Raw genomic sequence first — 13,600 nt, forward strand, 5'->3', positions numbered from 1 at the left:
GCTCCTTGATTACTTGGCGTCTTTCTGGTTGATCGCTACTTCAGCGATCGCCGACATGCCTGGCACCAGGCGGCCGCTCAGGGCTTTCACGTCTTCCGGCTTGAAGGTGACTTTGACCGGCACGCGCTGCACGATCTTGGTGAAGTTACCGGTGGCGTTATCGGCCGGCAGCAGCGCGAATTGCGCGCCCGATGCTGGCGAGAAGCTGTCCACTTTGCCGATCAGTTCCTTGCCCGGCAGCGCGTCGATGGTGACTTTGACTTCCTGGCCCACCTTCATGTCCGCCAGCTGGGTTTCCTTGAAGTTCGCGGTCAGCCACACATTCTCCTGCACGATGGCGGTCAGCTGCTGGCCCGGTTGCACGCGCTGGCCCACCTCGATGGTGCGCTTGCCGATGCGGCCCGAGACTGGCGCCAGAATCTTGTTGTAAGCCAGTTGCTGTTTGGCGTCCTTCAGTTGTACTTGCAGCACGGCGATCTGCGCGCTCAGCACGTCGCGCGCCGATTTGGCCGAAGCGATTTGCGCCTTGGCGGCGGTGGCGCTGTCCTTGCGGGCGGCGACATCGGCGGTAGCGCTGGCACGGGTGGCGACGGCGGCATCCAGCTCAGCCTTCGATACGGCTTTCATCTGGCTGTTATACAGCTGGCCGAAACGCTCGGCGTCCTGCTTGGCGCGCACCAGTTGCGCTTCCGACTGCGCCACCTGGGCGGCGGCGGCGCTGGCTTGCGCCTGCACTTGTGCGATCTGGGCGTCGGCCTGCGATACCTGCTGCTGGGCCGAGGCGATCTGCGCTTGGATCTGCTCCACTTTCACGCCCTGGTCGAACGGATCCAGCTCGGCGATCACATCGCCTTCCTTGACCAGTTGGTTATCGTCGATCAGCACCTTGGTGACGACGCCGGCGATGCGGGTCGATACCGGGGTCACGTGGCCGGCCACGTAGGCATTTTCGGTCTCGACGTAGAAATGGCTGCGGTACCACATGCGGCCGCCGGCGGCCAAAGCGGCCAGCGCGACGATGGCGGCAACCACCAGCACGCGGCGGTTAGGTTGCTGGGCCGGCGCTGCCGGGGCAGCGGCTGGAGCGGCAGGCACGGCACTGAGTTTTTGTTCTTGGGTGGACATGAAGGAGCTCCAGAAAATGAAATGAGATAGGAGCATTATCGTCAGTTTCAGGCCAAAGTCAAGAAATGAAACGATTGCATTTCATTTTTTTTTGGACTAGCATGTCGGCATTCGTTATCATTCTCCGCCATGAACAAGACCGACCTGACCGACGCCGCCGTGCTGGATGAGCAAGATTGTCCAGAAGGCACACTTCCTGAACATTGCTACGGCAAGGCTGCCGGTCGTCCGCGCGCGGCCGACAAAGAAGCGCGCCGGGTCGCCCTGCTGCACACGGCCGGCCAGCTGTTCCTGGAAAAAGGCTATAGCAAGGTCAGCCTGGAAATGATTGCGCGCGAAGCCCACGTGGCAGTGCGCACCATCTACGTCAAGTTCGGCGGCAAGGCCGGGCTGCTGAACGCCGTCATCGCCGACGGCCGCGCCCGCTTCTTCGGCGGCATGGACAACATGGAAACCGATCCGCGTCCGATGGAAGAGATCCTCAGCGATTTTTCGCTGCGCTTCCTCGAACTGATCTCGCTGCCGACCTTCTGCAGCCTGCACCGCATGGTGGTGGCCGAGGCCCGCTCGACGCCGGAACTGGCCGAGACCTTCTTCACCGCCGGCCCGCAGCGCACCCGCGAAGAGCTGAACCGCTTCTTTGCCCGTCCCGACATCCGCGCCCAGTTGCGCCCGGACTTGCGGCCGGAAGTGCTGCCGGTGTTCCTGCTCAACTGCATCATGGGCGACCAGATGACACGCCTGCTGTTCCCCATCACCCAGCCGCCAACACTGGACGAGCTGCGCGTGCGCGCTGCCGAAGGACTGGACTTGTTCTTGCGCGGCGTAAAACGCTAAACCACGCACAATTTTGTTATTTGTTCTATACTGATTTTTTGTAATCGGAGCGTATATGAGCAAAACGAATCGTCTGGACTGGAGCAAACAAATCACGCTCATGAACGAGCGCATCAAGCATTTCCAGGCCGAGCCGGGCCAGGAGCAACTGGACGCCGTTATCGCCGAGCTGAAGGCCTACGCCGAGGCAGCCCGCAACGGCGGCATTGAAATCCCATCCCGCTTCACCGTCAACTGAGCATGAGCCGGCTGCGCTGGGTCTTGCTGGCTTTGGTGCTGGCGGTCGCCGGCCTGACGGCCTACCACCACGACCGCAATCCCGAACGGCGCGCGTTAACCGCCTCGGTGCGTGAGCATAATGGCGCGCCCGGCGCGTTTGCCACGCTCGGTGACGGCGTCACCTATTACGAGGCCGCTGGCCGGCAGAATGGCCGCGTGGCGGTGCTGGTGCATGGCTTCTCGGTGCCGTCCTACATCTGGGATCCCACCTTTGCCGCACTGCGCGACGCCGGCTACCGCGTGATCCGTTACGACCTGTTTGGCCGCGGCCTGTCCGACCGGCCGGACGCCGCCTACGATGGCGCCTTCTACGACCGCCAGCTGGATGATTTGCTGAAGGCGCTCAAGGTCGAGGGCAAGATCGATTTGTTCGGCCTGTCCTTCGGCGGCTACGTCAGCGCGCATTACGCCTCGACGCATCCGCAGCGCATCCGCACCCTGAACCTGGTCGATCCATCCAACAGCGCGCCGGTCATTCCGTGGCAGCTGGCCACGCCGCTGCTCGGCCCTTACCTGTTCCAGACCCAGTACGTGCCGACGATGGCCGATAACCAGAGCAGCGACTTCCTGCATCCTGAACAATTCCCCGGCTGGGCCGAGCGCTATCGCCCGCAGATGGCGTTCTATGGCTTTGGCCGCGCGCTGTATCGTTCGCGACTGAGCCTGTCGCGTGAAAATTTCGACGCCATCTACGCTGCCATCGCGAGGAACGGCACGCCGGTGCATCTACTGTGGGGCAAGCAGGATCCGGTGATCCCGGTGACGCAGGCAGCGCACATCCGCAACGCCATTCCATCGACGACCTATACTGAAATAGACCAGTCGGGCCACCTGCCGCAGATGGAGCAGACCGCCCTGTTCAACCAGCGCATACTGGCTTATCTGGAGGACCATCCATGATCATCCGCACGCTGCAAGCCGACGATGGCGAACGCCTGCTGGCGTTTGAAACCGCCAACCGCGCGTGGTTCGAGCAGCACGTGGAGGCGCGCGATCCGGCGTTTTATTCAGCGGCCGGTGTGGACGCCCACATCGCGGATTATCTGGACAGCTACGCCGCCGGCGTGATGCATCCTTGCGTGCTGACCAGCGACGACGGCACGACCATCATCGGCCGCGCCAACCTGCGCCGCATCGACCGCGTGGCCGGCAGCGGCGAAGTAGGCTACCGCATCGCCCACGACGAAGCACGCAAGGGATTGGCCAGCCAGGCGCTGGCCTATTTGCAGGAACTGGCGCGCACGCGGTACGGCCTGCGCATCCTCAACGCCTGGATCTCGGACCAGAACGCCGGCTCAAAACGCGTGATGGACAAATGCGGCTTCACCCGCGACGCGCTGGTGCCGCCGCAGGTGGTACAGGTACACGGCGTTGCGCACGTGTCGCACCTGTTCCAGTGCCGCTTGTAAGCCCTAAAAAATTATCATATCGGCATGCTAATATGGCGATTGCCAAATTATAAATTTGGCCAATCTACCATTACTCAGGGCGCCATGAAACCAACTTCTCGTCGTAAATTCCTCAAATCCGTAACGGCTGCTTCGGTCGTCTCCACATTCGGCAACGCAGCCCTGATTCCGACTGCGCTGGCAGCGGAGTGCAAAGCATGGCAGCCAGCGTCGCCGGACGTGTCAGGCACACTAGGTATCGTCGGCGACGAAGTCACTGCGCAGTTCTACTCCGAAAGCGCCACCAAGATAGCGTACATGGCCAACGGTTACATCACCTGGGCACTGGCATTGTCCGGACAGCGCCTGCGCATCAGCAAGGAGTCGCGCCAGGCGGTCGCCGGCGCCACTGTGCTGGGCACTGGCGACAATGACATTCGCAAGCAGGTCGAGCGCTGCGTCGCCTCCAGCTTTACCGACATCATCTGCATGGGTGGCCGCATCGACCTGGCGAATGGCGCAACACCGGAAAATGTCGCGGCAGGCTGGGCAAGCATCCTCGCCAACGTGAATGCCCGCGTCTGGTTGGTGATGCAAACGCCGGACAACACGCAGGCCACTGCCATCAAGATTTACAAGCTCAACCAGTTGCTGCTCAATCTTGGGCTGAGCAATGTCACCGTGATCGACCTCGCAAGCGCTTTGTCCAAAGTAACGACCACCAAGGTCAGCGGCACCAGCACCTATCTGGCCTGGAACAGCAAAATGAGTACCGGCGGCTACAAGCCGATCAATGTCAGTGCCTACTACATCGGCAAGGCCATTGCTACAGCATGGCAAAGCCTGCCGCAAAGCTTTGCACTGTTGAGTGACGCCAGCGACGACATCGCAAATGACCCGCGCTCGTTCAACATCCTGCACAATGGCCTGCTCTACGATGAAGGCGTGAATCGCCTGCTCAATCTGACAGGCGGGAGCAACTACGTCCCCACCAACAAAATCGACAACAGCTTCCTGGTGCCGTTTACCGGTGGTGGCGGCGGCAGCGGCGCATTGGCCAAAGCCACAGTATCCGGCGGCGCGATTGTATCGCTGGAAGTCATCAACGGCGGCAGCAACTACACGCAAGCACCGGTACCTGATTTCTCCAACGGCCGCCCGGCTGGCACCAGCGGCACCGACGCTACAGTGACCGTGCTAACCGGCCCATCGGGCTTCACTCACAGCACATCGACCAGTGCCAAGACAGAGCAACGCTGCGATAACATCGGCAAGGACGTACTGCTCGAGCTGAGCTTCCCGAACTATCAGATCAAGCAAGGCCTGTTCTACACCCACACGATGGGCACCCCGCTGATCAACCACATCGGTCCCAATGATACCTACTCGGTCCGTTGCATCGTCACCCTGCCCCAGCTTGCAGACAACAAAATCACGGCCGCCGGTCCGAACATCCAGCAATACTTCCAGGCGACCGATACCACTGTGGTCTACGATAGCTGTGGCGTGACGAATACCGACCAGCCGCTACCTGAAGCATTCGAGGCCGCGTTCCTGACGCCGCCAGTCAAACCTGATGCATCTACCAGCACGAAGATTTACCTTCAAGGCAGCAACGATGAAACGTGGGCTGAGAAGACTAAGGGCTGGGTCAAGTTCGGCCGCATCAGCTGCGTCGTCCAGCCGACCAAGGTCTGCACGCCAGCATTGAAAACCAACGTCAAATTCAATCCCGGCCACTACATTACCGTGTATCCAAACTGGCTCTACAGCGATTTCATGGGCCAGGAAGGCTTCGATACCAGTCTCACCGAGACTAAGCCGAAAACTGCGGCATGGAGCGGCGTAGAAAAGCAAGTGAAATGGCGCGATATTGAAACCGAATTTGATAAGTACGACTTCACCAGCATTGATCAATGGTTGACCGGCCTGCGCGGATGGAACGCGGCACATCCGGACCGGAATCCGAAACGCCTGATCATCTATCTGCTGACCGATTCCTACATCAATCCGAACGACCAGTTCCTGCCCGACTATATGTATACCAATGAGTATGGCGTGTACGAGCACAACTCCGGAAACGGCCGCAAGCTCTGCTATCACAAGGAATCGGTGCAAAACCGCTTGATCAAGCTTGGGCAAAAGCTGGCAGAGAAATACGATCAAAGCGAGCCGCTGCTGGAAGCCTTCCGCTTGGACGAAACGTCACCGGGCGATAAACTGGCCAAGACCTTCCCGGCAGAGCTGACCAACTATATCGAAGGCCAGGTTCGCATTGCCGACGAAATCAACAAGGCATTCAAGAGCACGATGATGATCCTCGGCTTTAACTTCGTCTCTGACCTGAAGATGTCGCGCGCAGCCCGTATGCTGGTACAGGCCGGCGTCGGCATGGGTGCGGTCGATCTAATCCCGAAGGATGCGTCACTGTCCGCGCCATTCGCATCCTACGACTATATCAAGCTGGCATCGAAATACGTGCCTAGCGTGGTGCACTTCGACGGCGGCAACTATACGAGCAACTTCCTCAATGTCGGCCAGGAAGTAACCGGTCTGGCCGATTATTCCCGCGATCACTTGGGTGCCAGTCATATATGCTGGTATCGCAACGACTGGCTACCGGATCCGTACAACTACTGGAGCGCAGTGCGCTACCTGAACAGCATGCAAACCGATTGGGACAGCATCCCCAACCGGTACGGCAATCTGAGCACTGTACGCCCGCTATCGATTGAGTGATCTTACTTGCGCGCCTGCGCGACCAGGGCATCCAGTACCTGCAGCGTGGCCGCACCCAGTTGCGGACGCGGGATGCCGGGATTGCTGGCGTCCACCATCGTAGGATTGGTCAGGTAACGGCCGGCCACCACCAGCGTCGGCGTGCTGTTCACCTCATAGGCAGCGGCCACGCGGCCGGCGCCCTTCAGGCGCGTCATCACTGCGAACGAGTTGTAGGTGGCGGTGAATTTTTCCTTGTCCACGCCATTCTTCACGGCCCAGTCGATATTGTCCGCATCCGACTTCAGGCGGCGGCGCTCGACGTGCCAGGTCTGCAGGATCTTGGCGTGCAGCTGCTCTTCCAGCTTCATCGCTTCCAGCGTCAGGAACATATGCGCTTCCGGATCGTTCTCGCCGGTCAGCGGCAGGTGGATGCGGCGGAAGTTGATGTTATCGCCCTGCTTCTTCACCCATTCCAGCATGGCCGGTTCCAGCGCGTAGCACGCCGGGCAGTGATACATGAAGAACTCAATCACCTCCACCTTCTTGCCCTGCGCCTGCACCGGCTGCGGGGTTTTCAGGGTGGTGTACTCGGCGCCGTTGCGCGGCGCGGTGGGCGAGGCAAACGCGGTGGCGGCGCACAGGCCAGCCACCATCAAGGCAGTCTTTAACAAACGCATGGTGGTCCTTTTTTACGGAACAAAACAGCAGGGTATCACTTCTGCGGCGGCTGCGCCTCCAGGCCGGCGATGTCCTGCATTAGCGCGATCAGGCGCTTGGCGCCCAGCCCCAGCGGACGGTCGTTGAGCCACACCACATCCACCCACAGCTGCAGCTCGTCGCTCATGTTGGCAAAGCTGATGCGCAGCAGTTCGCCGCGCTCCAGCAACGGCGCCACCTGCCGCAGCGGCAGATAAGCCCAGCCCACGCCGGCGCGCACCAGGCTCAGTGTCGCCAGATGGCTGTCGGTGCGCCACAGCTTGCGCGAAATGAGCACGCGCTGGTCGGCCTCCATGTCGCGGCTGAAGATGGCGATCTGGCGCAGGTCGACCAGGTCTTCAAGGCGAATGCCGTCCTGGCGTTCCAACGCCAGCTTGTGGCGCGGCGAGATCACCGGCACCAGCACTTCGCTGCCCAGCTCCTGAAAGCTCTCGCGGTCATTTACGCTGGGACGCTCGTAGACCAGCGCCAGTTGGGCGTCACCGTTGTGCAGCATGCGCAGCGCGTCGTCCTGCGGCGCTGATAGCACTTCCACTTCCAACGACGGGAATTCTTCCGCCAGTTGCGCCAGCGGATCGCTCCACTGCGCCGACAACAGCTCAGGCGCAATCGCCAGCGTCAGGCGCCGTTCCAGCCCTTGATGCAGCGACAGCGCGTGTGCCTGCAAACGGCGCAACTGACCTGCCATCTGCCGCGCTTCCGCCTCCAACGCGCGCGCCGACTCGGTAGGCCGCACTTCGCGCGAACTGCGCACGAACAGTGTCAGATCCAACTCAGCTTCCAGCTGCGCGATGGCCATGCTCACCGCCGACGGCACCCGCCGCAGCGCCCGCGCGGCCGCCGAGAAGGAGCCGTGATCGAGCACCGCCAGGAAGATCGCAATGTTGTCGGACGAGAAAGCCATGTCGGCCATGCTATCAGAAAAACTGAAAGCTGCTGACTTTTGCATTCAGAAAAACGCCCATATCATGCCTTCCGTTGTTACTTACAAAGGAAATACCATGCAAGGCCTGAAGCGCAAAGTCGTCTACGTCTCCCTGTTTGAAAGCATCGCCATCGGCTTGACCAGCACCGGCTTGATGCTCATGGGCGGACATGATGCAGGCCACGCCGGCATTGCCGCCGTCGCCTCCTCGCTGATCGCCGTCGTGTGGAACTTCGCGTTCAACGCCATGTTCGAAGCGTGGGAAGCGCGCCAGGCCACGCGCGGCCGCAGCTGGAAACGCCGCGCCGCCCACGCCATCGGCTTCGAAGGCGGATTGCTGGTGGTGCTGGTGCCGCTGTTCGCGTGGTGGCTCAACATCTCGCTGTGGGAAGCGCTGGTGCTGGACATCTGGCTGCTGCTCTTCTTCATGGTCTACACCTACATTTTCAGCCTTGCCTTCGACAGCGTGTTCGGGTTGCCCGCATCGGCACAGGGGTAAGCTACAATCAGCGGCATACCATCCTTCGGAGAATGTCGCATGAAGTTGAAACCGTTCGCGTTTGCAGTGCTGGCTTTGATGTTGGGCGCGGCGCATGCCGAAGCCCTGTCGCCCACCGAGCAGAAAATCGTCGCCGAAGTGAAGGCGCATTCGGCGCAAGGCCTGCAGCTGCTGGAACGCTCGGTCAATATCAACAGCGGCACCATGAACCACGAAGGTGTGCGCGCGGTGGGCAAGCTGTTTGGCGAGCAGTTTACTTCGCTGGGCTTCACCACCCGCTGGTCGTCCATGCCGGCCGCGATGCAACGCGCCGGCCATTTGATCGCCACGCGCGAGGGCAAGCAGGGCAAGCGCCTGCTGCTGATCGGCCATCTCGATACGGTGTTTGAAAAGGACAGCCCGGTGCAGCTGTGGCAGCGCAACGGCGACCGCGTGCGCGGCCAGGGCGTCAACGACATGAAGGGCGGCGATGTGATCATCATCGAAGCGCTGCGCGCCTTGCATCGCGTCGGCGCGCTCAATAACACCAGCATCACGGTGGTGTTCAGCGGCGATGAGGAAAACGCCGGCGATCCAATTGAAATCTCGCGTGCGGACATGGTCAACGCCGCCAAACGCAGCGACATCGCCCTCGCCTTCGAAGGCACGGTGCGCAATAAGGACGGCAAGGACACCGGCACCATCGGCCGCCGCGCATCGTCGTCGTGGGAGTTGAAGGTGAATGGCAAACAAGGCCACTCCAGCGGCATCTTCACCGACAACGCGGGCTACGGCGCGATCTATGAAACGGCGCGCATTCTCGACGCCTTCCGCCAGCAATTGCGCGAGCCCGACCTGACCTACAGCCCCGGCCTGATCGCCGGCGGCACCGATGCCACCACCAATGCACTCGGCACCACCGCGCAAGTGGCAGGCAAGAGCAATGTGATTTCGCGCACCGCCATCGTGGAAGGCGACTTGCGCTACCTGAGCTACGAGCAGCGCGACCGCGCGCACGCCAAGATGAAGTCCATCGTGTCGCAGAACCTGCCGGGCACCAGCGCCAGCATCACCTTCCACGATGCCTATCCGCCGATGTCGCCGACCGACGGCAACCTGGCGGTGCTGAAGCAGTACTCGGACGCCAGCAGAGATGCGGGATTGGGCGAGATCCCTGCCCTGCCGCCGGGCCAGCGCGGCGCGGGCGACGTGCAGTTCGTCGCGCCGCTGCTGGACAGCCTGGATGGACTGGGCGCCGTCGGCAACGGCGCCCACTCGCCGGATGAGGACCTGGAAATCGCGTCGATCGAACGCGCCACCATCCGCACCGCGATCCTGCTGTATCGCCTGACGCGTTAATCCCTGTTAGATCAAACTCTGCCAGGCGCCAAAGTCCACTGCGTCATGAACGGCTACCAGCTGGAAATGCGCATCATCGGCACCAAGCTGCCCAAGCCCAAAACCAAACCGGTCAGCGGATTCGGCATGATCAAGAGCGACCGTCCTTCCGTGCCTGTAGACTTCGATCCAGCCGAGCTGCTGAAATAATGATCGGTCTAGATACCAATGTACTTGCCCGCTACTACGTCGTTGACCATACCGACGCTGAGGCAGTGCGCCAACGCCCACTAGCTCAGGGCCTCATTGACTCTGACAAGCAACTGTTTATCAGCAAGACTGTTATTCTGGAACTGGAATGGCTAATGCGAGGCTACTGAATCTCTACCCCCTGTCACCGTTCCAAGCTGAAATAGTCTCCTATCACGCCATCGCATCGATAGCACGGCGGGACCAAAGCAGCAGTTGTTCGGGATCGTCCAGCAGAAATTCGGGGGCTGTGTAGAACTTACGGACTGTGACTTCGCCCTTCTTGGTCATGTACTTGAACGGCTGCGCACTATGCGCCTCAAACTCCGTCCGCGTAGCATCACTGACACGCAGATAAAGTGTGCTGCCGATAATCCACGCAAACTGCTGGCCATGACAGCTGATGGCGTGGCCGCCAAAAAAGCGGCCAGCACTAAGGAAGCCAAGCGGCGCAAGCAACTCCTCGATATAACGAACAAACTCCGCATTCGCGGCCATGCCGCCTCCAGATGATAGTTAAGTGAAATAGGCACAGGCATTGCCTGCTGCATGCAGCATCCATGTTACTAGCATTGCCCGATAGTGCGAACGCGGCATGTATTTGAGGTAGGTGTAGCCGAGAATAACGCCACCACTCAAACCATTAAATAGCATGCCTGTCACTGCCGATGGATCGTAATGGGCAAGTCCAAACGGGACAACGATGATTAGCCAGCGCCACAGCGGCTGAAGTTCATTGATTTGGCCAATAACAGCGGGCAGCGCCTGGAATAACAGCGTCTCTATCCAGGGGAAGAACACAATGATAAAGAACGGATGGTATCTACCGAACAGCTCCACAAATTCCCGTCGCATGCGCTCCGCTTCATGTGGGCCCACCAATCGTTCGGCCACCATCCCGGTCAGTACCATCATTTACAGCAAAAAGAAAAAGCTCACTACTTCGCTGGTGATTGGATAGCGCTGGATCAGTAACTCAAGCTCCGGCTACATTGATGGCGCGGCGGGGCCAAACTAACTGCAATCGCACTCATCCTCAGCTCTAATTTTAAAAGACCCTTTCTCATCATCCCTCAGTTCAAGACTGTGATATTTCGCGCATTTTTAGACCAAGCTGAATGTTATCCTCGACGCGACAGCATGCGCTCAAGATAAAGTGAATTTCATGAGAAATAGAAAAAATTTGAAGTCGCGTTTCGGCGCAGTTTTTTGGGGCGCCCATGCCACTTTGCTATGTGCCCTACTCGTTTTTCAAGGATGCGCTTCTACAAGGCTGGACAAAGCCGACAAGACCGACGCTAGTCAGTCTGTGTCTGCTCACAAAGATGGTGATCAAAAAAATGCCTCGACGAACTCTCCCCCGGTCCACATTATTACGCAAGCCGAGTTAGACGGAATAGTAGGGTGGATATGGTCTGAGAACTTAGCCGAGCAGATGAAAGACTCCAGGTTTGACGACCAGACCCGTAATCGAGTCGTTAAAAATATCACTATCGCAGGATTAGCGCAATTTCAGTGCATGGAGAACTACTACGAGCTGCTACAAATAGAAGCCAGCGATGACGGAGGAGAAATTTGGAGAGTAGATTTGTGTGGAGAAAAGAAGATGTTCATCAGCTCCAGCGGCAAGGTCTTGAAAGTCGCGGACGTAACAGTATCTTCTCTCAATAAAAATCAGATTTTGCCTTCCTCAACCGATTGAGACATAAAAAAACCGGGAGGCTAGTCCCGGTTTTTTTTGTTTGCTGCGCTAGCTTAGCGCTTGCGCGGTGGTGGCAGGTCGGTGCAGACGCCTTCGTAGACTTCTGCTGCCATGCCGATCGATTCGCCCAGCGTTGGGTGCGGGTGGATGGTCTTGCCGATGTCGGTGCCATCGCAGCCCATTTCGATCGCCAGGGCGATTTCGCCGATCATGTCGCCGGCATGCGTGCCGACGATGGTGCCGCCGATGATGCGGTGGGTCTCAGCGTCGAACAGCAGCTTGGTGAAGCCTTCGGCGCGGCCATTGGCCACGGCGCGGCCGCTCGCTGCCCAAGGGAAGTGGCCCTTCTCGACCTTGATGCCCTTGGCTTTCGCTTCGTCTTCGGTGATGCCGGCCCATGCCACTTCCGGATCGGTGTAGGCCACCGATGGAATCACCTTCACGTCGAAGTGCGACTTCTGGCCCGCTGCAGCTTCCGCCGCCACGTGGCCTTCATGCACCGCCTTGTGCGCCAGCATAGGCTGGCCCACCAGGTCGCCGATGGCGAAGATGTTCGGCACGTTGGTGCGCATCTGGCTATCCACTGGGATGAAGCCGCGATCGGTCACTGCGACGCCTGCTTTGTCGGCAGCAATCTTCTTGCCGTTCGGGCTGCGGCCAACGGCCACCAGTACCAGGTCGTAGACTTGCGGTGCCGGTGCTGGTGCGCCGGCTTCCGCTGCTTCGAACGTGACTTTGATCCCTTCCGGCAGCGCTTCTACGCCAACGGTTTTGGTCTTGGTCATGATGTTGTCGAAGCGGGCTTCGTTGTACTTCTGCCAGACTTTGACTGCATCGCGATCCGCGCCTTGCATCAGGCCGTCCATCATTTCGACCACGTCGATACGCGCGCCGAAAGTCGAGTACACGGTCGCCATTTCCAGGCCGATGATGCCGCCGCCGATGACCAGCATGCGTTTCGGGATCTGACGCAGTTCCAGCGCACCGGTCGAATCGACGATGCGTGGATCTTCCGGCACGAACGGCAGCTTAACGACCGACGAACCGGCAGCAATGATGGCCTGCTTGAACTGCACCACTTTCTTGGTGCCGTCCTTGGCGGTGACTTCGATATGGTTAGCGCTCAGGAACTGGCCGACGCCGGTGACGATTTGCGTCTTGCGTGCCTTGGCCATGCCAGCCAGACCGCCGGTCATGTTCTTGATGACGCCTTCCTTGTACTTGCGTACCTGGTCGATGTCGATGGTCGGCTTGGCGAAGGTCACGCCGGTATTGGACATGTGCGCGGTTTCGTCGATCACGGACGCCACGTGCAGCAGTGCTTTCGATGGGATGCAACCCACGTTCAGGCACACGCCGCCCAGCGTTTCGTAACGCTCGACGATCACGGTGTTCATACCCAGGTCCGCAGCGCGGAAGGCAGCCGAGTAGCCGCCAGGACCGCCGCCCAGCACCATCATGTCGCAGTCGATGTCGACCTGACCGGTGTAGCTGCTACCGGCTGGTGCGACGATCGGTGCGGCCGGAGCGGCAGCTGGTGCTGGCGCCGCAGCTGCCGGAGCAGGTGCTGCAGCTGCTGGCGCAGGCGCCGCAGCACCAGCGCTAGCTTCCACCACCAGCATGATCGAACCTTCCTTGACCTTGTCGCCCACTTTAACGCGCAGTTCTTTCACCACGCCGGCGTGCGACGAAGGCACTTCCATGCTTGCCTTGTCCGATTCCACGGTGATCAGCGACTGATCCACTGCAACCGTGTCGCCAACCTTGACCATCACTTCGATTACTTCTACCTCTGCGAAGTCGCCGATATTCGGCACTTTTACTTCTGTGCTCATCATGGC

The 13,600-nt window shown here is 59.8% G+C and carries 15 protein-coding genes; 9 read left to right on the forward strand and 6 right to left on the reverse strand.

The annotated features are described in order from the left end of the window. Positions 1-9 precede the first annotated feature (9 nt). The gene (locus tag BMZ70_RS13435) at positions 10-1,125 is read right to left on the reverse strand and encodes an HlyD family secretion protein (protein WP_092274909.1); all 1,116 of its coding nucleotides are present in this window, start codon (positions 1,123-1,125) and stop codon (positions 10-12) included. A 129-nt stretch (positions 1,126-1,254) separates the two neighbouring features. Here BMZ70_RS13435 and BMZ70_RS13440 point away from each other — a divergent pair, with 129 nt between their 5' ends. The 5 genes from BMZ70_RS13440 (at position 1,255) to BMZ70_RS13460 (ending at position 6,368) form a co-directional block, all read left to right on the forward strand. Next, positions 1,255-1,962, forward strand: a complete 708-nt coding sequence (locus BMZ70_RS13440; protein ID WP_092274911.1) for a TetR/AcrR family transcriptional regulator — start codon at positions 1,255-1,257, stop codon at positions 1,960-1,962. Between the two features lie 55 nt (positions 1,963-2,017). Beyond that, positions 2,018-2,200 (forward strand): hypothetical protein, encoded by a 183-nt coding sequence (locus BMZ70_RS13445; RefSeq protein ID WP_092274914.1) that lies wholly within the window; start codon positions 2,018-2,020, stop codon positions 2,198-2,200. A gap of 2 nt (positions 2,201-2,202) precedes the next feature. Beyond that, positions 2,203-3,141, forward strand: a complete 939-nt coding sequence (locus BMZ70_RS13450; protein ID WP_092274917.1) for an alpha/beta fold hydrolase — start codon at positions 2,203-2,205, stop codon at positions 3,139-3,141. Continuing rightward, positions 3,138-3,650, forward strand: coding sequence for a GNAT family N-acetyltransferase (locus BMZ70_RS13455; protein ID WP_092274920.1), 513 nt, complete (start codon positions 3,138-3,140; stop codon positions 3,648-3,650). The genes BMZ70_RS13450 and BMZ70_RS13455 overlap by 4 nt, the downstream gene beginning before the upstream one ends. A gap of 84 nt (positions 3,651-3,734) precedes the next feature. Then, positions 3,735-6,368: a hypothetical protein gene (locus tag BMZ70_RS13460; RefSeq protein WP_130300781.1), complete on the forward strand. Its 2,634-nt coding sequence runs from the start codon at positions 3,735-3,737 to the stop codon at positions 6,366-6,368. Positions 6,369-6,370: 2 nt separating this feature from the next. Here the strand turns inward: BMZ70_RS13460 and BMZ70_RS13465 are convergent, their stop codons facing one another. Then, complete coding sequence (locus BMZ70_RS13465) at positions 6,371-7,027, reverse strand: thiol:disulfide interchange protein DsbA/DsbL (protein WP_092274926.1); 657 nt, start codon at positions 7,025-7,027, stop codon at positions 6,371-6,373. Positions 7,028-7,062: 35 nt separating this feature from the next. Continuing rightward, positions 7,063-7,971 (reverse strand): LysR family transcriptional regulator, encoded by a 909-nt coding sequence (locus tag BMZ70_RS13470; protein WP_092277829.1) that lies wholly within the window; start codon positions 7,969-7,971, stop codon positions 7,063-7,065. A 97-nt stretch (positions 7,972-8,068) separates the two neighbouring features. Between BMZ70_RS13470 and BMZ70_RS13475 the strand changes: the two genes are divergently transcribed. The 3 genes from BMZ70_RS13475 to BMZ70_RS28340 are packed head-to-tail and all read left to right on the forward strand — an operon-like array spanning position 8,069 to position 10,018. Then, positions 8,069-8,491 (forward strand): PACE efflux transporter, encoded by a 423-nt coding sequence (locus BMZ70_RS13475; RefSeq protein ID WP_092274929.1) that lies wholly within the window; start codon positions 8,069-8,071, stop codon positions 8,489-8,491. 39 nt (positions 8,492-8,530) lie between these two features. Continuing rightward, positions 8,531-9,829 (forward strand): M20/M25/M40 family metallo-hydrolase, encoded by a 1,299-nt coding sequence (locus tag BMZ70_RS13480; RefSeq protein WP_092274932.1) that lies wholly within the window; start codon positions 8,531-8,533, stop codon positions 9,827-9,829. Between the two features lie 45 nt (positions 9,830-9,874). Then, positions 9,875-10,018 carry a hypothetical protein gene (locus tag BMZ70_RS28340; protein WP_165403475.1) on the forward strand — a complete coding sequence of 48 codons (144 nt, stop codon included), beginning with the start codon at positions 9,875-9,877 and terminating at the stop codon, positions 10,016-10,018. A gap of 213 nt (positions 10,019-10,231) precedes the next feature. Here BMZ70_RS28340 and BMZ70_RS13485 read toward each other — a convergent pair whose 3' ends face one another. Together BMZ70_RS13485 and BMZ70_RS13490 are read right to left on the reverse strand one after the other, a co-directional pair. After that, positions 10,232-10,555, reverse strand: a complete 324-nt coding sequence (locus BMZ70_RS13485) for a TfoX/Sxy family protein (protein WP_092274935.1) — start codon at positions 10,553-10,555, stop codon at positions 10,232-10,234. An 18-nt stretch (positions 10,556-10,573) separates the two neighbouring features. Further along, a complete protein-coding gene (locus BMZ70_RS13490; protein ID WP_092274938.1) occupies positions 10,574-10,972 on the reverse strand; it encodes a CPBP family glutamic-type intramembrane protease in 399 nt (132 codons plus the stop codon). Between the two features lie 250 nt (positions 10,973-11,222). Between BMZ70_RS13490 and BMZ70_RS28025 the strand changes: the two genes are divergently transcribed. Next, entirely contained in the window at positions 11,223-11,759 is a 537-nt protein-coding gene (locus tag BMZ70_RS28025) for a hypothetical protein (RefSeq protein WP_130300779.1), read from the forward strand. A 53-nt stretch (positions 11,760-11,812) separates the two neighbouring features. Here the strand turns inward: BMZ70_RS28025 and lpdA are convergent, their stop codons facing one another. Continuing rightward, a complete protein-coding gene (gene lpdA / locus BMZ70_RS13500) occupies positions 11,813-13,597 on the reverse strand; it encodes a dihydrolipoyl dehydrogenase (RefSeq protein WP_092274944.1) in 1,785 nt (594 codons plus the stop codon). Positions 13,598-13,600 lie beyond the last annotated feature (3 nt).

It is taken from the genome of Duganella sp. CF402 (assembly GCF_900109645.1).
Classification (GTDB): Bacteria; Pseudomonadota; Gammaproteobacteria; order Burkholderiales; family Burkholderiaceae_D; genus Rugamonas.

What these genes read in the sequence shown, in the direction of transcription:
- BMZ70_RS13435 (WP_092274909.1), bottom strand. Translation starts at nt 1,125, where the DNA reads ATGTCCACCCAAGAACAAAAACTCAGTGCCGTGCCTGCCGCTCCAGCC.
- BMZ70_RS13440 (WP_092274911.1), top strand. Translation starts at nt 1,255, where the DNA reads ATGAACAAGACCGACCTGACCGACGCCGCCGTGCTGGATGAGCAAGAT.
- BMZ70_RS13445 (WP_092274914.1), top strand. Translation starts at nt 2,018, where the DNA reads ATGAGCAAAACGAATCGTCTGGACTGGAGCAAACAAATCACGCTCATG.
- BMZ70_RS13450 (WP_092274917.1), top strand. Translation starts at nt 2,203, where the DNA reads ATGAGCCGGCTGCGCTGGGTCTTGCTGGCTTTGGTGCTGGCGGTCGCC.
- BMZ70_RS13455 (WP_092274920.1), top strand. Translation starts at nt 3,138, where the DNA reads ATGATCATCCGCACGCTGCAAGCCGACGATGGCGAACGCCTGCTGGCG.
- BMZ70_RS13460 (WP_130300781.1), top strand. Translation starts at nt 3,735, where the DNA reads ATGAAACCAACTTCTCGTCGTAAATTCCTCAAATCCGTAACGGCTGCT.
- BMZ70_RS13465 (WP_092274926.1), bottom strand. Translation starts at nt 7,027, where the DNA reads ATGCGTTTGTTAAAGACTGCCTTGATGGTGGCTGGCCTGTGCGCCGCC.
- BMZ70_RS13470 (WP_092277829.1), bottom strand. Translation starts at nt 7,971, where the DNA reads ATGGCTTTCTCGTCCGACAACATTGCGATCTTCCTGGCGGTGCTCGAT.
- BMZ70_RS13475 (WP_092274929.1), top strand. Translation starts at nt 8,069, where the DNA reads ATGCAAGGCCTGAAGCGCAAAGTCGTCTACGTCTCCCTGTTTGAAAGC.
- BMZ70_RS13480 (WP_092274932.1), top strand. Translation starts at nt 8,531, where the DNA reads ATGAAGTTGAAACCGTTCGCGTTTGCAGTGCTGGCTTTGATGTTGGGC.
- BMZ70_RS28340 (WP_165403475.1), top strand. Translation starts at nt 9,875, where the DNA reads ATGAACGGCTACCAGCTGGAAATGCGCATCATCGGCACCAAGCTGCCC.
- BMZ70_RS13485 (WP_092274935.1), bottom strand. Translation starts at nt 10,555, where the DNA reads ATGGCCGCGAATGCGGAGTTTGTTCGTTATATCGAGGAGTTGCTTGCG.
- BMZ70_RS13490 (WP_092274938.1), bottom strand. Translation starts at nt 10,972, where the DNA reads ATGATGGTACTGACCGGGATGGTGGCCGAACGATTGGTGGGCCCACAT.
- BMZ70_RS28025 (WP_130300779.1), top strand. Translation starts at nt 11,223, where the DNA reads ATGAGAAATAGAAAAAATTTGAAGTCGCGTTTCGGCGCAGTTTTTTGG.
- lpdA (WP_092274944.1), bottom strand. Translation starts at nt 13,597, where the DNA reads ATGATGAGCACAGAAGTAAAAGTGCCGAATATCGGCGACTTCGCAGAG.